The organism is Amycolatopsis iheyensis, from assembly GCF_024703995.1.
Lineage (GTDB): Bacteria > Actinomycetota > Actinomycetes > Mycobacteriales > Pseudonocardiaceae > Amycolatopsis > Amycolatopsis iheyensis.
On the sequence record NZ_JAMXQV010000011.1, the window covers coordinates 278237 to 301490 of the forward strand.

21 protein-coding genes are annotated in these 23254 nt (G+C 70.6%); 5 read left to right on the forward strand and 16 right to left on the reverse strand.

Annotated features, from left to right (window positions below):
• Nucleotides 1-14 precede the first annotated feature (14 nt).
• The 9 genes from M8542_RS22245 to M8542_RS22285 all read right to left on the reverse strand — a co-directional run bounded on the left by M8542_RS22245 (nt 15) and on the right by M8542_RS22285 (nt 8415).
• The gene (locus tag M8542_RS22245; protein ID WP_257922126.1) at nt 15-1277 is read right to left on the reverse strand and encodes a helix-turn-helix domain-containing protein; all 1263 of its coding nucleotides are present in this window, start codon (nt 1275-1277) and stop codon (nt 15-17) included.
• 74 nt (nt 1278-1351) lie between these two features.
• On the reverse strand, nt 1352-2422 hold the full coding sequence (locus M8542_RS22250; RefSeq protein WP_257922127.1) for an acetoin dehydrogenase dihydrolipoyllysine-residue acetyltransferase subunit: 1071 nt from the start codon (nt 2420-2422) through the stop codon (nt 1352-1354).
• Complete coding sequence (locus tag M8542_RS22255; protein ID WP_257922128.1) at nt 2419-3432, reverse strand: alpha-ketoacid dehydrogenase subunit beta; 1014 nt, start codon at nt 3430-3432, stop codon at nt 2419-2421. Before M8542_RS22255 ends, M8542_RS22250 begins: the two co-directional genes overlap by 4 nt.
• 12 nt (nt 3433-3444) lie before the next feature.
• The gene (locus M8542_RS22260) at nt 3445-4401 is read right to left on the reverse strand and encodes a thiamine pyrophosphate-dependent dehydrogenase E1 component subunit alpha (protein WP_257922129.1); all 957 of its coding nucleotides are present in this window, start codon (nt 4399-4401) and stop codon (nt 3445-3447) included.
• Nucleotides 4398-5432: an ATP-NAD kinase family protein gene (locus M8542_RS22265; protein ID WP_257922130.1), complete on the reverse strand. Its 1035-nt coding sequence runs from the start codon at nt 5430-5432 to the stop codon at nt 4398-4400. Before M8542_RS22265 ends, M8542_RS22260 begins: the two co-directional genes overlap by 4 nt.
• A gap of 205 nt (nt 5433-5637) precedes the next feature.
• Entirely contained in the window at nt 5638-5862 is a 225-nt protein-coding gene (locus M8542_RS22270; protein WP_257922131.1) for a heavy-metal-associated domain-containing protein, read from the reverse strand.
• 97 nt (nt 5863-5959) lie between these two features.
• On the reverse strand, nt 5960-6163 hold the full coding sequence (locus tag M8542_RS22275; protein ID WP_004563013.1) for a cold-shock protein: 204 nt from the start codon (nt 6161-6163) through the stop codon (nt 5960-5962).
• Between the two features lie 205 nt (nt 6164-6368).
• Nucleotides 6369-6542, reverse strand: a complete 174-nt coding sequence (locus M8542_RS22280) for a hypothetical protein (RefSeq protein WP_257922132.1) — start codon at nt 6540-6542, stop codon at nt 6369-6371.
• A 214-nt stretch (nt 6543-6756) separates the two neighbouring features.
• The gene (locus M8542_RS22285; protein WP_257922155.1) at nt 6757-8415 is read right to left on the reverse strand and encodes a thiamine pyrophosphate-dependent enzyme; all 1659 of its coding nucleotides are present in this window, start codon (nt 8413-8415) and stop codon (nt 6757-6759) included.
• Between the two features lie 183 nt (nt 8416-8598).
• On the opposite strand from M8542_RS22285, the gene M8542_RS22290 reads away from it, so the two are divergent.
• A complete protein-coding gene (locus M8542_RS22290; RefSeq protein WP_443641966.1) occupies nt 8599-9831 on the forward strand; it encodes a hydroxyacid-oxoacid transhydrogenase in 1233 nt (410 codons plus the stop codon).
• Nucleotides 9825-10238: an acyl-CoA thioesterase gene (locus M8542_RS22295; RefSeq protein WP_372508575.1), complete on the forward strand. Its 414-nt coding sequence runs from the start codon at nt 9825-9827 to the stop codon at nt 10236-10238. The genes M8542_RS22290 and M8542_RS22295 overlap by 7 nt, the downstream gene beginning before the upstream one ends.
• Nucleotides 10239-10471: 233 nt before the next feature.
• Here the strand turns inward: M8542_RS22295 and M8542_RS22300 are convergent, their stop codons facing one another.
• From M8542_RS22300 to lanKC, 4 genes are all read right to left on the reverse strand, one after another.
• A complete protein-coding gene (locus M8542_RS22300) occupies nt 10472-12607 on the reverse strand; it encodes an ATP-binding cassette domain-containing protein (RefSeq protein ID WP_257922135.1) in 2136 nt (711 codons plus the stop codon).
• The gene (locus M8542_RS22305; protein WP_257922136.1) at nt 12604-14271 is read right to left on the reverse strand and encodes an ABC transporter ATP-binding protein; all 1668 of its coding nucleotides are present in this window, start codon (nt 14269-14271) and stop codon (nt 12604-12606) included. Before M8542_RS22305 ends, M8542_RS22300 begins: the two co-directional genes overlap by 4 nt.
• Nucleotides 14272-14398: 127 nt before the next feature.
• Nucleotides 14399-14542, reverse strand: a complete 144-nt coding sequence (locus M8542_RS22310; protein ID WP_257922137.1) for a SapB/AmfS family lanthipeptide — start codon at nt 14540-14542, stop codon at nt 14399-14401.
• 38 nt (nt 14543-14580) lie between these two features.
• A complete protein-coding gene (gene lanKC, locus M8542_RS22315; RefSeq protein WP_257922138.1) occupies nt 14581-17139 on the reverse strand; it encodes a class III lanthionine synthetase LanKC in 2559 nt (852 codons plus the stop codon).
• A 448-nt stretch (nt 17140-17587) separates the two neighbouring features.
• Here lanKC and M8542_RS22320 point away from each other — a divergent pair, with 448 nt between their 5' ends.
• A complete protein-coding gene (locus M8542_RS22320; RefSeq protein WP_257922139.1) occupies nt 17588-17953 on the forward strand; it encodes a hypothetical protein in 366 nt (121 codons plus the stop codon).
• Nucleotides 17954-17975: 22 nt separating this feature from the next.
• Complete coding sequence (locus M8542_RS22325) at nt 17976-18347, forward strand: hypothetical protein (RefSeq protein ID WP_257922156.1); 372 nt, start codon at nt 17976-17978, stop codon at nt 18345-18347.
• On the opposite strand, the gene M8542_RS22330 is transcribed toward M8542_RS22325, so the two are convergent.
• Nucleotides 18337-20217 (reverse strand): ArnT family glycosyltransferase, encoded by a 1881-nt coding sequence (locus tag M8542_RS22330; RefSeq protein ID WP_257922140.1) that lies wholly within the window; start codon nt 20215-20217, stop codon nt 18337-18339. The genes M8542_RS22325 and M8542_RS22330 overlap by 11 nt on opposite strands.
• 310 nt (nt 20218-20527) lie before the next feature.
• Here M8542_RS22330 and M8542_RS22335 point away from each other — a divergent pair, with 310 nt between their 5' ends.
• A complete protein-coding gene (locus M8542_RS22335) occupies nt 20528-21202 on the forward strand; it encodes a S1 family peptidase (RefSeq protein ID WP_276586878.1) in 675 nt (224 codons plus the stop codon).
• Between the two features lie 42 nt (nt 21203-21244).
• On the opposite strand, the gene M8542_RS22340 is transcribed toward M8542_RS22335, so the two are convergent.
• Entirely contained in the window at nt 21245-22540 is a 1296-nt protein-coding gene (locus tag M8542_RS22340; protein ID WP_257922142.1) for an alginate lyase family protein, read from the reverse strand.
• A 90-nt stretch (nt 22541-22630) separates the two neighbouring features.
• Nucleotides 22631-23254: SixA phosphatase family protein (locus tag M8542_RS22345; RefSeq protein ID WP_257922143.1), on the reverse strand; the 624-nt coding region annotated here is incomplete at its 5' end.

The window sequence follows — 23254 nt, forward strand, 5'->3', positions numbered from 1 at the left end:
TCCCCGTGGCCGGCTCAGCCGCGGATGGCGGGCGCGAGCGAGTGCGGCAGCACGGCGCCGGGGCTCGCGGGCCGCCGGACCAGCACCTCGACGTCGTCGGCGAAGCGGTACGGCTTGGCGCCGAGGATGCCGCCGAAGTGGCGGCGCAGCCGGGACATCTCCGCGCGGACGGTGACCGTGCGGCTCGCGTCGCCGAACAGGTCGGCCGACAGCTCGGACGCCGAGCGGCCGTCGCGGTGGCTGGCCAGCACATACAGCATCTCGGCGTGGCGTGGGCTGAGCCGGTGCGTCCAGGTCCCGGCCGCGCTCGAGACGGTGAGCTCGGGCTCGCGCGGCGACCGGACGTCGAGCACGGCGCGGGTCGGCGGCGCGGACTCGTGGTCGACGAGCCGGATCAGCCAGCCGCCGGGCACCGGCTCGACCGCACAGCTGCCGTAGGCCGGCAGCCAGACCCCGCCGGGCACCAGGCCGGTGGGCAGCGCGATCCGGTCGACCGGCGCGAGCCCGGCGGCCGCGGCGACCCAGCCGTGCTCGTCGGCCACCACGGCCCGCCCGCCGACCTTCGACAGCACCGGGACGGCGAAGCCGCGCAGGCGTTCCAGCTCGGTGAGGTGGGTGGTGCGCAGCTGAGACTCCGCGAGCTGTGTCACGGCGTCGACCAGCGCCAACGTCGTCGCGTGGACGGTCGAGGCCGGGCCGGAGAGGTCGACGACGCCGAGCAGCCTGCCGTCACGCGGGTCGTGCAGCGGCGCGGCGGCGCACGTCCAGGAGTGCTGGGCGCGGACGTAGTGCTCGGCGGAGTACACCTGGACCGGGCGGCGCGCGACGAGCGCGGTGCCGATCGCGTTGGTGCCGACGGCCGTCTCCTGCCAGTCGGCGCCCTCGACGAAGCCGAGCCCGTCGGCGCGGCGGCGGACCGCGGCGCTGCCGTCACGCCAGAGGACCTGCCCGGCCGCGTCGACGACGACCATGATGTGCGCGGCCTGCTCGGCGAGGCTGATCAGGCCGCCGCGCAGGGTCGGCAGTGCTTCGAGCAGGCCACTCGTGCGGCGGCGCGCTTCGAGCTCTTCGAAGTTCAGGACGGGTGCGGCGGCGCGGCTGTCGGGATCCATGCCCAGCCGGCGCATCCGCTGCCAGGACTCGCCGATGATCGCGCGCGGGCGGCTGGGCGGGGTCTTGCCGGTCAGCGCCGCTTCGTGGACCTGCGCGAGGACACGCGCGTACCGCCGGGGGTCCGCCCCGGCCGGCAACGCTGCCTCGAGGTCTCGCCGACCCAACCGCCACTCCTTGCGCTCTGCCTCCTCAGTCTGCCTTTTCGCTTCGGTGATCGGAAGGTGGCGACGATCTCGCCTCAGCCCGTGATCGCGGCGAGCACGGCGTTCGGGGCCTCCAGGTGGACCAGGTGCCCGGCGTCGTCGACGAGCACCGCGTTGTCCCGCGGAGGCAGGACGGCGTCCTGGCGTCCCCAGACGACCGTGGTTGGTACGTCCACTTCGGATAGCAGGCGAGCTGCGTCGATGGCTTGCTCGTCGCCGTCGAGGAGGGTGTCCAGGAGCGTCGCGAGGACCTGGTCGACGCCGTCCAGCCGCTTGTAGCGGAGCAGGTCGTCGGCCAGCCGGCGGGTGACGAGGTCCGGGTTCGCGAACAACGCGCCCAGGTGCGGCTTCAGCTCACGCCGGGACTTCGCCGCCGCGAATCCACGCAGGTAGCCGCTGTTGACGGCGGCGCCGAAGCCGGCCGGGGCGACCAGGGTGAGCTTTTCGATCCTGCCCGGTGCTTTCGCGGCCGCTTTGACGACCACCGCGCCGCCGAGCGAGTGCCCTACCAGGTGCGCGCGCTCGACACCGCGCGCTTCGAGGAAGCCGAGGACGGCGTCAGCCAGCGTGTCGAGCGAGCCGTCGCCGACGTCCTTGGTCGATTCGCCGTGTCCGGGCAGGTCGAGCGCGTGCACGACGTGCGTCCGGGCGAGCGGCTCCTGCACGAACAGCCAGGAGTTCTTGTCGCCGCCGTAGCCGTGCACCAGCACGACGACGTCACCCTCGGTGCCCAGCGTCGCGTAGGCGAGCGTCCGGCCGCCGACCTCGACGGTGCCGGTGACCGGGCCTTCCGGCGCCTGGACCGCGCCGGCGTCGATCTCCGCGCGGGCTTTCCTGGCCGCGTCGTCGAGGTCTTCGTCGGCTGTTGCCGCCTCGGCGAGCAGCGCGATCGTGCCGCCGACCGGCACTTCCTCCCCGACCGCGGCGATCACCCGCCGCAGCACGCCGTCGCCCGGGGATTCGAGGGTGCCGTTGATCTTGTCGGTGTCGATGTCGGCGAGGTCGTCACCCGTCTTGACCTCGTCGCCTTCGGCCACGAACCAGTCCGTGATCCGGCCGCGTTCCATCGAGAGGCCCCACTTGGGCATCGTGACCGGCTGGATCATCGCCGGTACTCCACGACCGCCTTCGCCGCGTTGAGGACCTTCTGCGCGTCGGGGATGTAGAGGTCCTCGAGCGCGTCGGAGAACGGGACGGGTGTGTGCGGCGGCGTCACCATCTCGATGGGGGCGCGCAGCGAGCCGAACGCCTCCTTCGCGACGAGCGCGGAGATGTCCGTGGCGAGGTTGCAGCGCGGCGAAGCCTCGTCGACGACGACCAGGCGTCCGGTGTTCTCGACGCTTTCCAGGATCGTTTCGGTGTCGAGCGGGCTGGTGGTGCGGGGGTCGATGATTTCGGCTTCGATCTTGTTGTTTTTGAGTTCGTTCGCGGCTTCTTCGGCGACAGCGACCATGCGCCCGATGGCGACGATCGTGACGTCACCGCCGTCGCGGACGACGTTGGCCTCGCCGAACGGGATGGTGTAGCTGTCCTCGGGGACGTCGCCGCTGGTGTCGTAGAGCGCCTTGTGCTCGCAGAAGATCACCGGGTCGTCGTCGCGGATGGCCTGGATGAGCAGGCCTTTCGCTTCGTACGGGCTCGACGGCACGACGACCTTCAGGCCCGGGATGTGCGTGAAGATCGGGTAGAGGCACTGCGAATGCTGCGCCGCGGCCCGCAGGCCGGCGCCGTACATCGTCCGGATGACCACGGGCGTGCGCGCGTTGCCGCCGAACATGTACCGGAACTTGGCCGCCTGGTTGAAGATCTGGTCGAAGCAGACGCCCATGAAGTCGATGAACATGAGCTCCGCGACCGGCCGCTGCCCGCGGGTCGCGGCGCCGATCGCCGCGCCGACGAACGCGGACTCCGAGATCGGCGTGTCGAGCACCCGGCCCGGGAACTTGTGGAACAGGCCCTTCGTGACGCCGAGGACGCCGCCCCAGGCGTCGTCCTCCCCCGGGCTGCCGGCGCCGCCCGCGTTGTCCTCGCCCATGACGATGACCGACTCATCGCGGGCCATCTCCTGCGCGAGTGCCTCGTTGATCGCCTCGCGGTAGCTGATCGTCCTGGCCATGACGTGCGCTCCTCAGTAAGACACGTAGACGTCGGTCTCGAGGTCTTCCTTGGTGGGTTTCGGCGCGGCCTTCGCTTCGGTGACGGCGTCTTCGATGAGCTTCGCGACTTCGGCGTCGATGGCGTCGAGGACCTGTTCGGCCAGCTCACCGGCTTCGGTGACGCGGGTGCGGAAGCGCTTCAGGCAGTCGAGGTTCTCGCGGGCGTCGGCGACTTCGCCGGCCCGGTAGGTCTGCTGGTCGCCCTCGAAGTGGCCGAAGTAGCGGGTGAACTTGACCTCGATGAGCGTCGGGCCACCGCCGTCGCGGGCGCGTTCGATGGCTTCCCCGGCGGCTTCGTGGACGGCGAAGAAGTCGAACCCGTCGACGATCACGCCCGGCATGCCGAACCCGGCGGCCCGGTCGGCGATGTTGTCCGAGGCGACGGACCAGCTGCTCGACGTGGCTTCGGCGTAGCCGTTGTTCTCGGCGACGAAGACCGCGGGGAGGTCCCAGACCGACGCGAGGTTCAGCGCCTCGAGCGTCGTGCCCTGGTTGCTGGCGCCGTCGCCGAAGAACGCGACGCCGACCCCACCGGTGTTCTGCTGCTTCGCGGCGAGGGCGGTGCCGCAGATGAGGGGCGGGCCGCCGCCGACGATGCCGTTCGCGCCGAGCATGCCCTTCGAGAGGTCGGCGATGTGCATCGAGCCGCCCTTGCCGTGACAGGAACCGGTCCTGCGGCCGTAGATCTCGGCCATCATGCCTTTGACGTCGACGCCCTTGGCGATGCAGTGGCCGTGGCCGCGGTGGGTGCTGGCGATCGCGTCGCGGTCGTCGAGGTGGAGGCAGACGCCGGTGGCCGAGGCCTCCTCACCGGCGTAGAGGTGCACGAACCCGGGAATTTCGCCGGTCGCGAACTCCTCGTGCACGCGCTCTTCGAAGGCCCGGATGGTGCGCATCAGGCGATACGCCTCCCGCAGGGTGTCCGTCATCTTCGACGCTCCTTCCCTAGTTCGGTTTCCGTGCGCAACAGCCCTTTCCTCGCCGCTTCCGCCATCGCCGCCCGGACGTCGACGACCCACGGCCCGTCCGGCTTGAGCTCGACGAACGCGCTCTCGCCGGTCTTCAGTTCGAGTTCGCGCTCGCCGTCGAGCGCGATGACGCCACCGGCCGCGGCGAGCTCGACGCGCACGCCGGGCTCGAGCACGCCCCAGCCACGCACGCCGACGGGCCGGACCAGCCCGGGCGCGATGGGCGCGTGCACGACGAACGGCGTCTCCCCGACCGGGCCCAGCTTCAGCGCGACGCCTTCCGGACGCGACCGCGGGCTTGGGCAGAGCTGGCCGGGCACGCTGGAGAGGCCGATGCCGTCCGGTTCGGCGAAGGTGCAGTACAGCTCGGTGAGCGACGACGGGTCCCACAGCGCCCGCGCCCCGATGTGCCTGCTCAGCGACACGCAGACGTCTACGAGCGCGATCTCGCGGCGGGCCTTGGTGACGACTTCGAGCACGCTCACCCGGTGGGTGACGAGGTCGGGATCGATCTGCCCGCCGGCGATCAGGCCGGCGGCCAGCCCGGCGACGGTCGCCTCCCGCATCTGCGGGAAGGCGTTGTTGGTCCCGGTGGACAGCGCGAGGATCGGCACGTCCTCGCAGGCCGCGGCGGCAACGCGGGCGGTGCCGTCCCCACCGAGGACGACGATGACGCCGGCCCCGGCTTCGACCATCCGGCGGACGGCGTTGGTCGTGTCGGCGGCGGTGCCGGTGATCGGGTCGCCGTCGCAGAAGTCGACCTTGGGCCAGGTCCCGCCGCGGCCGAGGGCGCGCAGGACCGCGGCGGAGATCCCGCCGAGGTCGGTCGAGACGAGGGCCCGGTCTAGCCCGGTCACGGCGAAGGCGGCCAGCAGCCGCTGGACCATGTTCGCCTTCTCCGCGGTGGGGAACACGGAAGCCTGCGCGACCAACCGCCGGATGTCCCGCCCCGACGCCGGATTCGCGACGATCCCCGCCACCGTTTCGCCCACCTGACCTCCCGATCCGCTATCGGAGACCAGGAGACTCCGCCACCCGGCGGAAGGGAAGGGTTGCAGGGCGTTGCAGTGTTCACGTTGCGCACAGCTCCGCGCAGCCGCAGTTCACGCGGCTTGCTGAGCCGAAGATCACACCCGGGCTCTCCAGTGGACTGTCCACGGTGGAAACCGCGTCGGCGGGAAAGAACCAACCGCCCGGCTACGGGACGAGGCTGACCGTGCCCTCGTAGCCGTAGCCGGCCTCATCGATCGCGCCACGGACGTCTTCGTCGGCGAGCGCGGTTTCGGCGCGCACGATGACCCGCCCGGTCGCGACGTCGACGTCCACTTCGGTCACTCCGGGCAGCGCGCGGAGTTCTTCGGTGACCGACTGGGCGCAGTGCCCGCAGCTCATCCCGGAGACGGTGTACCCGTGCTCGATCATGGTGCGCAGCATACGAAAAGGGCCGCCACCCCGAACGGGTGACGGCCCTTTTTCAAGATCAAAGCTTGTTCAAGCTCAGAGCTTTTTCAAGATCAAGTCAGATCACGGTGACCGACGTGGCCTGCGGACCCTTCTGGCCCTGGCCGATCTCGAACTCGACGCGAGCGTTCTCCTCGAGGGTACGGAAGCCGTTACCCTGGATTTCGCTGTAGTGAACGAAGACGTCGCCGCCACCGTTGTCGGGGGTGATGAAGCCGAACCCCTTCTCGGAGTTGAACCACTTCACAGTGCCCTGAGTCATCAAAAATCTCCATATGTAACACCAAAACAGGAAGCCACTTCGGCGACCCGGGTCAACGCCCGAACGGTTTGCTTCCTCGGCGAGGAGACACTACGCCCGCTGAAATCTGCGAGCGTGACTCAGCACGAACACAAAAATCGAGACCGTAGGCAGTAAAGCACACCTGACCTGGGCGGACAAGCCATCTTCACCCGGGCGGGGTGAGCTATTCGCCACTCGCCGGGCGCAGCCCTTCGGCCGAGAACGGCGAACGCCACGTGGTGTCGTGCTCGGCGGCGACGACGGCGTCGTCGTGGGCCTCCGCGCTGGCGCTGAACAGCACCGGTACGACGCCCGAGGACTTCCGCGCTGGTTCGGATGCGCGCTGGTGATCGGTCACGTCGAAACTCCCCTCGTTCCCTGCCCGCTTCGGCGCGGGTCATGACCGTGATGGTGCCATGCGGCACCGACGAAAACCGGTTGTCTCCCGCCGGGACCCGGCCGGGAACGTTCTGCGGCGAACCACCACCGGAACACCGCCAGGCTACCTGAGCCAACGCCGTGCTACCACACAACTTTCCCGGCGTTTCCCGGAATGAAACCGACCAAAACCCTTACTGGGCCGGAGGTTGCGGCCGAGCCTGCCCCAGCAGGGCGGAAAGCCGCACGTCGGGAGTAACGACGTCGGGGTCGGTGCGCACGTCGATGACGCACGGCCGCTGCCGCACGAGCGCGCTGGCGATGATCGGTTCGAGCTCTTCGCGATCGTCCACGGTGTACCCGGCCGCGCCGAGCCCACGCGCCCACGACGCGAAGTCGGTCAGCGGGATCGACACCCCGGACAGCCGCCCGTGCGTCCGGGCCTGGTGCATGGCGAGCGCGCCGTGCACACCGTTCTGGAACACGACGACCATCACCGGCGCCCGGTACCGGACGGCCGTTTCGATCTCCTGGCCGGTCATGAGCGTCCCGGCGTCTCCCACCATGGCTACCACGGTCCGCCGCGGTTCGGCCAGTTTCGCCGCGACGGCGGCCGGCACGGCGTAGCCCATCGCGGCGTTGCTCGGGCCGAGCTGGCTGCGCGGCGCGGTGAAGCACCAGTAGCGGTGCATGAACTGCGCGAAGTTCCCGGCGTCGCTGGTCACGATGGTGTCCTCGGGCGCGAGCTTCCGCAGCGCCCGCACGACGTCGACGGGGTGCACCCGCGTGTTCCCGCTGGTGTCGGGCGGGGTCATGAAGGTGTGGACGGCGGCATTCGCGGCCGAAGCCCGCCTCGCCCGCGGCGACGCCACCTCGCGCAGCTCCCGCAGGAACGGCTCGACCTCGGAGTCGACCCGGAAGGTGAGCCCCCGCCGTTTCGGGCTGACGTCGATGCCGGTCCCGACCATGACCAGCGTCTGCTGCGGGGTCGGGTAGCGGTAGGCCTGGGTGGTGACCTCGTCGAGCTGGGTGCCGAGCGCGAGCACCAGGTCGGCTCGTTCCAGGGCGTCCAGCTGCCGCGCGGGGATGCCGAGCCCGAGGTGGCCGGCGTAGCGCGCGTGGTTTTCGGGGAAGGCGTCCTGCCGCCGGAAGGCGTTGTAGACGGGCAGCGCGAGCTCATCGGCGACGGCGATCAGCTCATCGCGCGCGGACCGCGCCCGCCCCCCGACGATGACCACGGGGTACTTCGCCTCGTCCACCAGCTGCGCGACGGCGTCCGCCGAACGGCCCAGCGTCCCGGACGCGGGCGGCCGCACCCGCGCCATCGGCTTCGCGGCGTCGTAGGGCATGCCCCAGACGTCACAGGGAACGCCGAGCACGACCGGCCCCGGCCGTCCTTCCTGCGACGTCGTCAGCGCGTGCGCGAGCAACCCGGGCAGGCTGTCGGGGTCGGTGACCCGCAATGTCGACTTGGCGATCGATTCAAAGACGGCGGTCAGGTCCGCGGTCGGCAGCTCCCCGGACACCGAAGGCACCGGCTCGGTCGCGGGCGTCTCCAGCAGGACGACCATCGGCGTCTCGTCCTGGAACGCCGTCTGGACGCCGATCGTCAGGCTCGCCGCGCTCGGCCCCCGGCTGGCGAGCAGCACGGCGGGCCGCTCGGTGAGCTTCCCTTCCGCCTCCGCCATGAACGCCGCGCCGGCGTCGTGACGCGCGGAGACCAGCGTGATCTCGCGCTCGCGCTGCAGGGCGTCGAGCAGTTCCAGGAAGGATTCACCGACCACCGCGTACACACGGCGGACACGCGCCTCGGTCAGGATCCGCACGGCCGTCTGGGCGACGGTCGCTCCCAGTTGGTATCTAATGAGGAGAGCTTAGGCGGGCACCGTTCAGTGCAGTCAAGTGATCTTCGCCGAAACCCGGTAAGGATGGACTGTATGTCCGCTTTGACCGACTAGTAGCCGATCAAGGGAGCGAGGACCGCAGTCTTGGCCGCGACCGAACATGAAACCGTTTTTACTTATGGCGCACCGGCGTTGAAGTACGGCACCGGCGCCAGCGACGAGATCGGCTACGACCTCACGCAGTACGGCGCCCACCGCGTGCTCGTCGTGACCGACCCGCAGGTGGCCGCGACGGGCTGGCCCCGCCGCATCGCCGACGGCATCGCGGGCTACGGCCTCGAGACCGAGATCTTCGACGGCGTACACGTCGAGCCCACCGATGTCAGCATGCAGAAGGCGGTTGACTTCGCCCGCGGAACCGGCCCGTACGACGCGTTCGTGGCGGTAGGTGGCGGCTCGGCCATCGACACCGCCAAGGCCGCGAACCTGCTCACCAGCAACGACGGCGAGCTGATGGACTACGTCAACGCCCCGGTCGGCGGCGGCCGCGCGCCGGACTGTCCGCTGAAGCCGCTGGTCGCGGTCCCCACGACCACCGGCACCGGTTCGGAGAGCACCACGGTCTGCGTGCTGGACGTGCTGTCCCTGCGCGTCAAGAGCGGGATCAGCCACCTGAGGCTGCGCCCGACCCTCGCGGTCGTCGACCCTCGGCTCACGGTGAGCCAGCCGGCCGGCGTGACCGCCGCGAGTGGCATGGACATCCTCTGCCACGCCGCGGAGAGCTACACCGCGAAGCCGTACACCGAGTTCGAGCGCAAGCGCCCGGAGCAACGCGTGCCGTACTGCGGCTCGAACCCGCTGGCCGACATGTTCGCCGAGCAGTCGCTGCGGCTGCTGTCGTGGGCTCTCCCCGCCGCGGTCCGCGATGGTTCGGACCTCAAGGCGCGCGAAGCCATGGCACTCGCCGCCACCTTCGCCGGACTCGGCTTCGGCAACGCCGGCGTGCACATCCCGCACGCCAACGCGTACCCGATCGCCGGGCAGGTCCGGGACTTCCACCCGGACGGTTACCCGGGTGAAGAAGCCATGGTCCCGCACGGCATGGCCGTGTCGCTGACCGCACCGGCCGCGTTCCGCTTCACCTTCGACGCGGCACCGGACCGCCACCTGCGCGTCGCGCGCCTGCTGGCGCCCGACTTCGAGTGGCCCGGCGACTTCGCCGACCACCTCCCGGCGGTGCTGATCGACCTGATGCGGCAGATCGGCATCCCGGACGGAATCGGCGCGGTCGGCTACACGGAGTCCGACGTGGACTCGCTGGTCGAGGGAACGCTGAAGCAGCAACGCTTGCTGGCGACGGCCCCTCGCGAGCCGTCCACGGACGACCTGGCCGGCATCCTCCGCGAGTCGGTGTCCCTGTGGTGAGCGCTTACCCGCATTGGCAGACGGTTCCGTTGCGCTGGAAGGACAACGACGTCTACGGGCACGTCAACAACGTGGTGCACTACTCGCTGATGGACACGGTGATCAACACGTGGCTGATCGAGCAGGGTGGCCTCGACATCGAGACCGGGGAGGTGATCGGGCTGTGCGTCGAGTCGCACTGCGGGTATCACGCATCGGTTTCCTTTCCTGGCGCGTTGAAGGTCGGCTTGCGCGTGGCGCACCTCGGGAAGTCCAGCGTGCGCTACGAGATCGGGATGTACGCCGCCGACGAGTCCCTGGTCGCGGAAGGGCACTTCGTGCACGTCTTCGTGGACCGCGAGTCCCGCCGGCCGACTCCGCTCGCCGGCAAGCTGCGTGAGGCGCTGGAAGCACTGCAGCCCGGCTGACGAGCACCGCCGGCGAGTCACCCCTTCTTTGACGGTGCCGGTTCCGGGCTGTGTTCTTCCCACACTTCCGATCATGCATCACCGCACCGACAACTCGGGCCGATCGGCCCGAGTTGTCCACAGGCATGATCGAAAACATCGAGTTGTCCACAGATTCCGATCGAGGGGTTCCCCACCCCCACAACGGCGATAAGCTGAAAGCTCCCATGAGATCAGTCCACAGTGGAGGACGATCAGCTCACCCGAGCGGCTCGCGACACGGATGGCGACCTAGGCGTCGATCCGGTGGCACCGGAATCTCGGGAGTCTGATCCTCCTGTGGTGGCCGCGGACCCGTCGCCGGCAGGCGCCTCGCCGACGGAAGCGGATTCACCATCCACGGAAGGACTAAGAGAAGTGGTAGCGGCCCCGTTGCCGGCAGGCGCCCCGCCAACGACCGCACCACGACCCGCAAGCGGCTTGCCAAGGTGTGTGGGGTCGTCGTCGGAAGACGTCCCGTCGACGGCCCCACCACCGCCCGCAAGCCGCTTGACGAAGTGCGTGGTTCCGTCGCCGGAAGGCGCCCCGCCGACGGCCCCGCCACTACCCGCAGGGAGCGAGCCCCCGGTACCGGCCGGTTGGCTGCCTGCACCTGTTATGTGGACCGCTCCGGGGGCTGGGCCCCCAGCCCCCGGGGCGGTCCACGCTTGCATGAGCTCGGCGTACCGCGCAGACCTCGCGAGAAGGTCGGCGTGGCTGCCCAGCGCAGTCTCGCGGCCGTCCATGACGAGCACACGATCCGCGCGCAGGGCCGAAGAAAGCCGGTGCGCGATCACGACCAGAACACCACCCCGCGCGGCGAAGGCCCGCTCCGCGCGGGCCTCCGACACCGGGTCGAGATGGGAGGTCGCTTCATCGAGGATCACAAACTCCGCCGAACTGGCGTACACCCTGGCCAACGCGAGCAGCTGCCCTTCGCCCGCGGAGATGCCCTCGCCGCCGTGTCCGATCTCGGCGTCGAGGCCACCCAACCGCCGAAGCAGCGCACCAGCGCCCACAGCTTCCGCGGCGGCCGAAAGCGCCTCGTCCGAAGCTGACGGGGCAAACAAGCCGACGTTGTCCCGCACGGTTCCCGCGAAGACGTAGGCCTCCTGCGGGATCAGCGCCACAAGCTGGTGCCGGAGCACCACGGGCACATCCCGGACTGGGACGCCGCCCAGCAGCACCCGGCCTTCCTGCGGCGTCAGCATGCCGGTCAGCAGGCCGGCCAAGGTCGACTTGCCGATCCCACTCGGCCCGACGACGGCGAGGTGCTCCCCCGACCGCAACCCCAGGTCCAGACCACGGACCACGGGCTCGGCCGTCGCGCCCCAGCCGAACGTCAGGCCGCGGACGTCGACGTCGGTACCGCGCGGGGTCTCCGTTCCATCGGCGACGACGGGCAGCTCGGCCGTCTCCGCCAGCCGGCGAAGCGCGACCAACAAGCGCAGAACGACGGTCCCGGCCGTGGCCGCCAAGCCACGCAGAGCCGGTTGCATCGTCGTGGCCAGGTAGACGAGCGCGCCCAGAGCCGCGCCCGCGGTCAGCTCACCTCGGGCCACCAGCCCCGGGGCCAACGCGAGCGCGAGCAGCAGCGGGACGAACCCACCGAGCGAGATCACCAGCGACCGGAGGGCACTCGAGCGCGCCACGCGGATCGCCGCCGCGGCCTGAGCGTCGACCGCGTCGTACATCGCGAGCGCGGCGATCGGCTCGGCCCCGCAGGCCACGATGTCGCGCATCCCCGCCAGGGACGCGCCGGCCGTCGCGGCCGTGTGCTCGTCGGCCAGCGCCAACGCACGCTGCCGGCGCGCCAGCGAAGGCAGGAGGCAGACGAATGCAATCAGCGCGCCGACCACGGGCACCGCGACCGGGACCACCAACGCCCCGGCAACGGTCACGAGCCCGGCCAGCGCCGACGCCGTGGTCACCAGCATGCCGCGGGCCTGGACCAGCAGACCCGCGGTGGCGTCACGGACCACCTCGACGTGCTGGGTGATCCGGGCGACGCCGCTGGAGTCAGGCTGGTTGCGCGGCGGGGACTCGTCGTGCAACACGCCGCGGACGACGGCCGTCACGAGCGAGTCGCGCAGCGGCTCGACGACCTTGCCGAGCTGGTGCCACACCATCCGCGAGCCGAACGCGCCGAGCGTCGCAGCCAGTCCGAACAGCGCCAGCCAGCCAAGTCCCGCGGTCGGGTTGCCGACCGCGAAACCGCGGTCCACCGACAGCTCGACGAGCCGTCCCGAGAAGAACGCCGGCACGCCTTCGAGCAGCGAGCAGACAAGCAGCACGGCACCGCCGCGCCACTGCCCGGCGAGTGCGGACCAGTACAACCGGCGCAGGCTCACTCGTCGTCCTCCGTGAAGACGCCCCGGTAGCCCGGCTCCTGCCAAAGGGCGGCGTGCGGAGCGACCGCGCGGATCCGGCCCTCCTCCAGCCAGACGACCAAGTCGGCGCGGGCGGCGGTGCTCGCGCGATGGGTCACGACCACGCGGGTGCGGCCAGGAAGTACCCCGGCCAGCGCGCGCTCGACCGCGGCCTCGGTGACCGTGTCGAGGCTGGCTGTCGCGTCGTCGAAGATCAGGATGCGTGGGTTGTGCACGATCGCGCGGGCCAGGCCGAGCCGCTGTGCCTCGCCGCCCGAAAGCGGGGTCTCGGTCAGTGGGGTGCGGTAGCCGTCGGGGAGGCGGACGACGACTTCGTCGACCTGCGCGGTCCGGCAGGCGGTGCGGATCGCGGAGTCGCCGGCCCACGAGCCGTAGCCGACGGCGTCGGCGACCGTGGTGCCGAGCAGGGCCGGCCGTTCGAACGCGTAGCCGACGACCGCGCGCAGTTCTTCGGGACGGATCCGCTCGAGTGGGCGACCGTCGAGGACGACCTGGCCCTCGTCGGGTGTGATCAAGCCGCCGAGGACGCCGGCCAGTGCGGACTTGCCTGCGCCCGAGCGGCCGACGACCGCGAGGAAGGTGCCGCCGTCGATGCGCAGGTCGATATCCGCCAGGGCGCCCGTGAGGCTGACGTGGCGGACGTCGACCGTGCCGTCGCCAGACAGGAGCGGGAGCTTGCCGGGCACGGGCTCGGGCTCGTCGAGGACCTCGACGAGCCGTTCGGCGCAGCCGCGCGCTCGCGACAGCATCGTGAGCAGCGGGATCTGGGTGACCAGGCCGAGGCCGAGGGCGACGTAGCCGAGCGTGGCCACGACGTCGCCGACGCTGAGCCGGCCTTCGAGCACCCCGAACCCGGCCGCGGCCAGCACGGACAGCTCGACGGCCGGCGTCAGCAGGCCGGCGCGCCAGACCATCCGGGCCTGGGTGCGCCACAGGCCTTGGCCGGCGAGGGTCAGCTTGGGCAGCGGACGCAACACACGCTCGGCTTCGCGGTCGGCTGTGCCGGACGCGGCGATCGTGCGGAGGCCGGCGACCGCGTCGACCATCCGGGACGCCAGCTCGCCGGACACGCGCTGATACGTGAGGACGTCGTCCGCCGTACGACGAAGGTGGCTGCGGGCGAGCAGCAACGCGAACGGGATGCTGCCCAGGAACACGAGCGCCAGCCGCCAGTCCAACAGAGCCAGCAGCACCACCGCGCCGGACGAGATGACCAGCATCGAGCCGCACTGGATGATGATCGTCACGATGCCGCCGGCGCCGACGCAGTCGCCGGTGAGGCGGCTGATCGCATCGCCCTCGGCGAACCGTGAGCGGGTGCCCAGCGTGAAGAGTTTGTCGGAGACCGTGCGGCGCAGCCACGCGGACGCTGTCGCTGTCACGCGGGTGGTCAGGATGCCGCCCACGACGTCGGCGGCTATCTCCGCGCCGCCGACCAGCAGCAGCCAGGAGACTTCGCGCCAGCTCGGGCGGCCCGCGACCACGGTGTCCACCGCGGCCGCGAGCGCACCGGGAAGGAGGAGGCCGGCCGCGGTAGCGACCAGCGCGGTGCCGACGACGGCGGCCAGTCGAGGGCGATCGAGACCGGCCACCTTGGCCAGCAGCCGATCGGCGGGGCCGCGCATCTCACTCCTTCGGACGAGGTACCACCGAGGCGGTACCGGGCCAGAATGAACGTGCGGGAGCGGCGCACTTGGCCTGTGCCGCTCCCGCACCGTTCACCTCGGCACTACTTGCCGGCGATCCGCCAGGTCAGTGGCAGGTCAGCAGGCTGATGGTGCTGTCGGCGCAGGAGGCGAGCAGGCTCAGGTTCGACGTGCCGCCGCCACCGCCACCGTGGCCGCCGTCGAGAACCTCGGGGGTCTCCATGGCCTGCAGCTCCAGAACGAGTTCCATTGGTGTTCCTTCCATCGGTTTCTTTCGGGGTCCGCCGGTCAGCGACCGGAGGTCTGTGGGGACGGCGTGCCGCCCAGGAAGGGCAGCACCTCCTTGCCGTCCAGGAGGGCGGCGAGCGCGAGGAGGATCCCCGCGCTGCCGGTCTTGACGTCCATCGAGAGGCGCAGCAGCTGGTTGCCCGGGAAAGCGAGGCCGCCCTTGAACGGCACCGCGTACCAGGCCAGCCGCGCCAGGTGCAGGTCGATCGCCGCGCGGATCGGCTCCGTCGGGTCCGGGTCCATGCCCAGCGCCACCGCCAGCCCGCACCGGCCGAAGAGCAGGCCGGGGTGGATGACGAACTCGCCGCGGCACGATTCGCGCAGGCCGGGAAGGCTCTTGCAGGCTTCGGCGTCCGGGCGGTGCCGCGCCAGCTGCTCGGCGACCAGCAGGATCCCGCTGCCGCCGATGCCGACGTACGGCAGCGTGCGGGCCGCGCCGTCGCGGACCTGCAGCGAGCCGTCGTCGGACTCGACGCACTCCTCCAGGTCGCGGCACAGCGCCTGGTCGGCGAAGGACAGCCACGCCGGCTCGCCCGTGCGCTCGAAGAGCCGGACGAACAGCAGCGCCGGGCCGGACCAGCCGGACAGCAGGCCGGCGCGGGCGAAGTTCCCCGGCGGCGCCGCTGTCTCCAGCGCCTCGGCCAGCCGGACGGCCGTCGTCAGCGCCTGGCGGCCGAACTCGTTGTCCTGGCGGGCCGTCGCGAAGTGGAGCATCGTCAGGCCGATGCCGGCCAGCCCGCCTTCCAGGGCGTGGTCGGTCGTCTGCTCGACGAGCCGCGCGGACGACGCCAGCAGCTTGGTCGCCTCGTCGTGGTGACCGAAGTTCTCCAGCACGTACGCGATGCCGTAGCTGCCGTCGTAGAAGCCGGGCCGGGTCGGCGGTTCACGGCGGACCGAATCGATCAGCCAGCGCTCGTGCTCGGGGAACCGCCCGGCGCCGATGACGTCGAGGGCGTGCAGCACGCCCGCGGCGCCGACGCCGAAACAGGCGCCGCCGACCCGGAACTGCTCGATGTCGCCGGGGAACAGCCGGTCCCGGCGTTCGGGGGTCGCGCTGGCCAGGATCGCCTCGGCGATCTGCTTGCGGACCAGCGGCCAGTCGGGTTTCTCCTGGTCGAGCTCGGTGTGGACCGGTGCCGGCTCCGCGGGAACGGCACGCGGGGCCAGCACCGCGACTGCGGCGTCCGCGTACCCCCGGGGCAGCGCGAACCGGCGTTCGACGAAGTCGGCGATGCCGCGCAGCTTCGCCGGCGCGAGCTCCGTCAGCTGCGAGAGCGGCAGGAACAGCCACAGCCGCAACGCCGCGACCGCGTGCTCGTCGATCTCGAAGCCGGTGCGGTCGGCCGGGGCGCGGAACCCGGGCGCGCCCAGCGCCGGGCGGTCGCCGGACTCGACGTCGAAAGCCATCTCGAAGTCGATCAGGGAGATGCGGGAGTCTTCGTCGATCAGGATGTTGAGCGGGTGCAGGTCGCCGAAGACGAGGCCGCGGGCGTGGATCGCCTGGACGGTCTCCTCGACCCGGGCGACGACGTCGAGCGCGCGCCGGGCGTACTCGGCGAGGTCTTCTTCGGTCGTGCCGCGCCTGGTCAGCGGGTAGTTGCGGGCCAGCCAGTTGCCCAGCGAGTTGCCCGGCATGTACTCCATCGCCAGGTAGTGGTGCTCCCAGACGGTGAAGCGCTCGAGGGCCCGCGGCACGCCGGGGACGTCGGCCAGCCTGTCGAGCACCTCGTGCTCGCGGCGCAGCCGTTCGACGGCGTCGATCCGCGCCTTGTCCAGGCCGGCGTACGGGCGGGCCTCCTTGAGGACCACCTGGTCGCCGCCCGCTTTGGGGTCGGCGAGGTAGACGCCGCCGCCGTTCGAGAAGTGCAGCGAGCTCGTCACCCGGTAGGGGAACTGAGCCGGATCGCCGGCCTTGCGCGCCGCGACACTGCTCCGCAAACAGGCCGGAATCTTCACCCAGTCGGGTACCGAGAACGTCGGTTCCCGCTTGTCCGGCACCAGCCGGCCGTCCGGCTTGCGGATCGCCAGGACGCGGTTGCCGTCGTGCTCGACCCACTGCTCGGCGAATCCACCGTAACGGACGTAGAGCGGGCCGTCGCCGTATCTGAGGTCGCTCAGGATATATGCGCCGTGCTCGCCTTCGAGGCGCGCCGACAGGTCTTCGAGAACCCGCTCGAGCTCGTTGTCGTCAACCGGGTAAATCGTCACCAGCTTCGCACTGCCGTCACGCGGCGCGTATTTCGAATTCCGGGCGAGCAGCGTCAGCACCGAGCGGAGGTGCTTGTAGGAGATCCGGTGCTCGACACAGTACTCGTGCACCTGCACGAGCACGCGGCGCGCGTTGTCCAGACCAGCGGAAACGTGGATTTTCCAACCCTGGGCGGGGAGTTCGCGGCCCGCGGGGTGCAGCACCCGCCAGACGCCGCGGTCGGCGGTGACCCAGCCGGCGGCCGGCGCGGGGAGGGCCTGGGCGAAATCGTCGACCCGCGCGCCGATTTCCTGTTGTTCGTCGTAGAACAACGGGTCGGCGAAGCAAAATGCTTCGTAGCGCAGGTCCATCGAAGATACCCCTCCGTGTGTTCCCCCGGGCACCTCGGCTCCGGGGACGAGGAATATTCCCCCATGCCGGACGGCCTCGCGCCTATCCGCCAACCCGGGGGTTCAACTGGGCTATCCGAGGTAGGCAAAAAGGTCACTTACCAGTCGGTAGTCGAACCCAGCGTGATTCTTGGCCAACGGCCAACCACCCTGTCGGGGTGTAACACGAAGCTTTTTACGTCATTCCCGCAGGTCCACACAAGGGTCACGCGGAATAAACCACCGAATTGGCAGAATGCCATCAAGCTCACCTGGTGATCAATTTTCCGGGTACGCGCAGATCAGGTGGCCCGCCCGACGTCCACTGTGGACTCCATTGGTGGCGCACGCCACGCCCGTGGCACGCGGCGAACGGCCCCACAGGTACTACGGAGTAAGTTGGCGGCCGGCGGACCGGAAGGAGGAACGGGTGGTCTTCGGATTCGCCGTGACGGTCGCCGGGGCGGCCACGCTCGTCGCGCTCTGGAGCTTCGTCCAGTCGGCCCGCAACCGGCTGCCGGACAACCCGCTCCTGATCGCGCTCGCGGTCGTCGAGCTCCTGCTGGTCGCCCAGCTGGTGATCGGGATCGTGCTGCTCGCCGGCGGCGCCAAGCCCGGCAGCCTGGCGACCTACCTGGCCTACCTGATCGGCTGCCTGGTCGTGCTGCCCGTCGGCGCCGTCTGGGCCCTCGCCGAGCGGAGCCGGTCGAGCACCGTCGTGCTCGGCATCGCCTGCCTGGCCATCCCGGTGATGGTGCTGCGACTGAACGAGGTGTGGAGTGGAGCAACAGCGTAGGACGGCCTCCGGCCCCGGACGGGTGCTCGTCGCCGTGTACGCGATCTTCGCGCTGGCCGCGACGTCGCGCGCGGGCGTCCAGATCGGCACGAAGTTCCACGAGGCGCCGCTGGCCTACCTGCTGTCCGCGTTCGCCGCGGTCGTCTACATCGTCGCGACGATCGCGCTGGCCAAGCGCGGCGACGCCTGGTGGCGCGTCGCCTTGGGCGCCTGCTCGATCGAGCTGCTGGGCGTGCTGACCATCGGCACGCTGAGCCTGGTCGACGCGGCCGCGTTCCGGCACCCGACCGTCTGGTCGGTCTACGGCGAGGGCTACCTGTTCATCCCGCTGGTCCTGCCGGTCATCGGGCTCTACTGGCTCCGCAAGACAGCGCCGGCGAAGGTCACCGCCTGACGCCGCAGTCGAACAGCACACCGGCCGTCGCCGCGTCCGCGCCGATCCGCGCGGGCGGCACCGGACGGCAGTGCTTGGCCTCCCAGCCGATCCGCCGGGTCAGCTCGCCCGCGTCCCCCACCGCGGGGGCGGTCCGCGCGCGCCCGATGTCGACGAACACCTGCGGCAGCAGCACGAACCGCACCCTCCCGGCCGACACCCACCGCGCGAGGTCCGCCGCCGACGGCGCCGGGTCGAACCCGAGGTAGCCGCCGAGCGGCGCCACCCGCGCGTCGCTGTTCAGCAGGAACGGGTCCGCGCCGTACGTGCCGCCCTCGACCGCCAGCACCACGGGCGTGGATGGCGCCTGCCCTTGGGCGTACGTCAGCACCTCCCGCTGGCCGGGGCTCAGCTGGTACGCGTTGTCGATGAAACGGACGTAACCGGCCTCCGCGCCCTCGCCGGTCGCGACACCGACGACGCTACGCAACGCGGCCGTCGACGGCGGCCCGGCACCCGGATCGGCGGTTTCCAGCACACTGACCGGCCGCACCGCCGTGTCGACGACGAAGGCCGCAGGCCCCGCCGCGATCGCCGCCAGACCGGTCACGACCAGCACACCCGAAGCCCGCAGGAGCGCGGCGACGACGGCGACCAGCGCCAGCGCGACCACGGCGTACCGCAGCCACGGCGCCCACTCCGGCGTCCGGTCGAGCAGGACGTACGCGAGCAACGCCGTCCCGGCCACCGCGGCCGGCAGCACGAACCGGGCCCGTCCCCCTGCGCGGTACCAGCCCCACGCCGTGACCAGGCCGGCCGCAGCGAGCGCCGCGATCGCCGGAGCGAGCTCGGCGGTGTAGTACGCGTGGAAGATGCCGCCGGCGAACGAGAAGACCACGGCGCCCACGACCAGCCAGCCACCCCACAGCGCCCAGCCCGCCTTGGTGCCCGCGGTGGCGCCGCGAGCCCGACATGCGGCGACGACCAGCGACGCCAGCGCGAGCGGCAAAAGCCAGGCGATCTGGCCGCCGACCTCGGCGTCGAACAGCCGCAACGGCCCCGCGTCGCCGCCGAGTGCCGTGCCGACCGACGTGCCGTAGCTGCCACCGACCCCGGTCTCGCCGCCGACGAGCCGCGTCAGGCCGTTGTACCCGAACGCCAGCTGCCACACCGAACCGTCCGTGGTGCTGCCGACGAACGGCTTCGCCCCCGGCCACAGGCTCACCACGAGCGGCCAGGACAGCGACACGGCGAGCGTCACCGCGGCGGCGACACCGATCCAGGCGAGCCGGCGGCCGCGCGAGCCGGGCGCCGCGACGAAGTACGCCAGCGCCAGGCCGGGCAGCACGATCCACGCCGCGAGCATCTTCGTGAGGAACCCGAGCCCGACGAACACACCGGCCCACACCAGCCACCGCGCGTTCTCGATCGCCCGGGTGACGCAGTAGGCGGCGAGCACCAGCAGGAGCACCAGCAGCGTGTCCGGCAGGTTGTCGCGGTTGACCGCCGCGGCGATCGGCGTCAGCGCGAACAGCGCCGCGGCCAGTAGCGCCGTCGCCGGCCCGGCCCAGCGCCGCACCACGCGGTGCAGCACGAACACCGCCGCGACGCCCTCGGCGGCCTGGACCAGCGCGATCGCCCAGGGGTGGAAGCCGAAGACGGTCACCCCGAGCGTCTGGGTCCAGAAGGCGAGCGGCGGCTTGTCGACCGTGACGACGCCGGCGGGGTCGAAGCCCGCGAAGAAGAACGCCGAGACGTCGCCGGACATCGAGTGCACCGCGGCGGCGTAGTACGGCTGCAGTGACCGGCTGCCCAGCGCCCAAACCCACAGCGCGGCCGCCACGGCCAGCACCACGCCCACCGCGAGCCGTTCCCTGGCCTTCGCCGCCATGTCTCCCCCTCCGGTTCCCGCTCGGAAAACGCTAGGGGGGCGCGACGCCGACGTCTTCAAGCTCCGGATTGACCCCGACCGCGTGGGCCTCCACCCGTGGGTTGAGCGCGGAACAGTACGGGAACTGCACGTACCCCTGCTGCGGAGATAAATACGGATCCGTCCGGACTTTCGTCGGTTCCGGACATTCCCCGAAAACTCGGACACTCTTCTCGTTCGGTCCCCACCGGCTTTCCCCGCACGGTTCTCCGCGCGAAAAGGAGTGAGCGTGAAATTCGGCAAGTTCGTCCTGCTGGCCGCCAGCACAGCGTTGGCCGTGGTCGGCCTCGGCGGTCCCGCGACGGCCCAGAGCACGCCGCAGGCCCAGCCGTCGATCATCGGCGGCAGCACCGCCTCGAGCGGCCCCTGGGCGGCGCGGCTGTTCGTCAACGGCCAGCAGAACTGCACCGCGACGATCATCGCGCCGCAGTACATCCTCACGGCGAAGCACTGCGTGAGCAGCGCCGGCACGTACACGTTCCGGATCGGCAGCCTCGACCAGTCCAGTGGCGGGACGATGGCCACCGGGTCGACGATCACCCGTTACAACGGCAGCGCCGACCTGGCGATCGTCAAGCTCACGACGTCGGTGAACGCCACCTACTCGCCGCTCGGCAGCGTCGGCGACGTCTCGGTCGGCCAGAACGTCTCGGTCTACGGCTGGGGCGCGACCAGCCAGTGCGGCTCCGAGATCAACTGCCAGTCGCGGTACCTGAAGGTCGCGACGGTGCGGGTGAACTCGATCAGCTGCAGCGACTACACCGGCGGCGTCGCGGTGTGCGCGAACCGTGTCAACGGCATCACCGCCGGCGGCGACTCCGGTGGCCCGATGTTCGCTTCCGGCCGTCAGGTCGGCGTCGCGTCGACGAGCGACCGGTCGAACAACACGGCGTACACGAACATCACGCGGTACCGCAGCTGGATTTCGCAGGTGGCGGGCGTCTGATTCACGGAAAGGGCCCGGCTGCTCAGCCGGGCCCTTTCGCGATCAGGACGTCGAAATGTCGTCAAGCTGTTCGGCCGCCGGCCGGACCGGGTAAAGGTCCCCGCCCGGTTCGACCGGCACCAGCGGCAGTGCTTTCCGCGCGGCTTTGTCACCGGCGTCGGCCGCCGCGTGCAGGACGTCCAGCGCGGCGTACTGGCGGAAGTCGAGTTCCGGGTAGGACCACTGCCCCTGCGTCGCGCCCGGGATCAGGAAGTCGACGGCCTTGAAGAGGCTCGCGCCACTGGGCGCGGTGTAGTGCCAAAGATCGACGCCGACGTGCTTGCCGATCTGCGCGAGCCGGGTCAGCGCGACGAGGTTGAAGTTCGAGTAGTGCCAGCTGCGGGTGCGGCTCGCCTCCTGCGGCTGGTAGCCATCGGCGTTGATCTGCGGCGCGATCCGGTTCGGCCCGGCGTCCTGGGCGATCTTCTTCGCGAGGTCCCGCTGCCCGGTGCCGAGGGCGAGCGACGCGGCCATCATGTCGTAGAAGCTGCCGTGGTTGTTCTGCGCCTTGGCTTCGTCGGTGCCGTTCTTGCTGGTGCGCAACCAGTCGAGGAACTGCGTGTACCAGCCGGTCATGCCGGCCTGGTCGGTCTTCGTCCAGCCGGGCGCGCCGGTGGCGAGGATCGCGGTGGCGTCGACGACTTCGGTCAGCGTGTAGGAGAACTCGATGATGCCGATGCCACGACCGTCCACTTTGCACGGGATGCCCTGGGCGTAGTTCATGTTCGGGTTCATCTTGGTGGCCGCGTCGAGGAACCACGTGCGCAGGTCGAGGGCCGCGCGCTGGGCGTACCGCGCGTCGCCGGTGTAGTACCAGGCGAGTGCGAGCCGGTAGATCGCGGTGAAGGCCTCGCCGCGATAGGCGTGGTCGGTGATCTCGTCGACGATGGGGTTGCGCTGGCCGTCCTTCTGGACGAACGGGCAGCCCCAGGGGTTTTCGGCGGTCGGCTCGGTGGTCGGCCACCAGTAGGGCGCGAGGCTGAGGTAGTCGTGCTTGTCCCCGCTGGGCGGGACTTGTTTCTTGGTGGTGACGCTCCACGGCCCGGTCTTCAGGTCCGTTTTTGCTTGGGTGAGCAGGTTGTTCAACGCGGTTTTGGCGGTGCGTTCACCGACCAGTGCGGCGAACTTGGTGCGCAGCAACTGGTTCCCGTCGAGGACGGTGGTTTGCGGCGGGCAGATCGCCCCGATGACCGGGACGGTGCAGCCGTGTGGCGCCGGCGCCGCCTCGGCGGACGTCGCTGTCGAAGTGACGATGCCCGCTACGGCGAGCGCGGCCACGACGGTGTGGCGGAGAACCATGTCCGCTCCATTCACAAATATGAACACCAGACCTGTGAGTGAATGGAGCGTACGCATGTGAACGCATCTTCGGCAATGCCCTTGCCGAAGTCAGTCGCGCGGACGGAAGAAGGCGACGAGCCGGCCGGCCCGCAGGTCGGTCCAGGTGTCACCGGTGGCGAGCACGGCCGCGGCGCCCGTGGGGAACTTGGTCTGAACCTGCCGAGTGTCATCCCCGTGGCCGGCGAGCTGCAGGGTCAGCTCGCTGACGCCGGGTTCGTGCCCGACGAGGGCGAGGGTGGTCACGGTGTCGGGCACGCGCCTGACGGCGTCGAGGAACTCTTCGGGACCGGCGCCGTAAAGCTCGTCGTCGTACTCGACGGCGGATTGCTTCGGGAGTTCTTGGGCTGCTCGGTGCCAGGTGTCCTTGGTCCGGCGGGCGGTCGAGCAGACGACGTGGTCGGGGAGGTAGCCGTGGTCACTGAGCCAGCGGCCGAGCACGGGCGCGTCCCGGAGACCTCTTGGGCCGAGGGGGCGTTCGTGGTCGGGTACATCGTCGGGCCAGGCGGATTTCGCGTGCCGGAGGACGATCAGGTGCCTGGTCGTGTTGATGGTGCTCTCTGAATAGGGCCAGTCCTGCTCTCTGAAATTCCCCAGTTGGGGTGTCCTGTCGGCGCGTCGTTTGCGCTGGTCAGCGGCCTCGGGGTGACGGTTTCGGTGTTGATCACCGTGACC

Bases quoted from the DNA above. Each gene is read 5' to 3' on its own strand.
- M8542_RS22250 (WP_257922127.1), bottom strand. From the start codon at position 2,422: ATGATCCAGCCGGTCACGATGCCCAAGTGGGGCCTCTCGATGGAACGC.
- M8542_RS22255 (WP_257922128.1), bottom strand. From the start codon at position 3,432: ATGGCCAGGACGATCAGCTACCGCGAGGCGATCAACGAGGCACTCGCG.
- M8542_RS22260 (WP_257922129.1), bottom strand. From the start codon at position 4,401: ATGACGGACACCCTGCGGGAGGCGTATCGCCTGATGCGCACCATCCGG.
- M8542_RS22270 (WP_257922131.1), bottom strand. From the start codon at position 5,862: ATGATCGAGCACGGGTACACCGTCTCCGGGATGAGCTGCGGGCACTGC.
- M8542_RS22275 (WP_004563013.1), bottom strand. From the start codon at position 6,163: ATGACTCAGGGCACTGTGAAGTGGTTCAACTCCGAGAAGGGGTTCGGC.
- M8542_RS22305 (WP_257922136.1), bottom strand. From the start codon at position 14,271: ATGCGCGGCCCCGCCGATCGGCTGCTGGCCAAGGTGGCCGGTCTCGAT.
- M8542_RS22310 (WP_257922137.1), bottom strand. From the start codon at position 14,542: ATGGAACTCGTTCTGGAGCTGCAGGCCATGGAGACCCCCGAGGTTCTC.
- lanKC (WP_257922138.1), bottom strand. From the start codon at position 17,139: ATGGACCTGCGCTACGAAGCATTTTGCTTCGCCGACCCGTTGTTCTAC.
- M8542_RS22330 (WP_257922140.1), bottom strand. From the start codon at position 20,217: ATGGCGGCGAAGGCCAGGGAACGGCTCGCGGTGGGCGTGGTGCTGGCC.
- M8542_RS22340 (WP_257922142.1), bottom strand. From the start codon at position 22,540: ATGGTTCTCCGCCACACCGTCGTGGCCGCGCTCGCCGTAGCGGGCATC.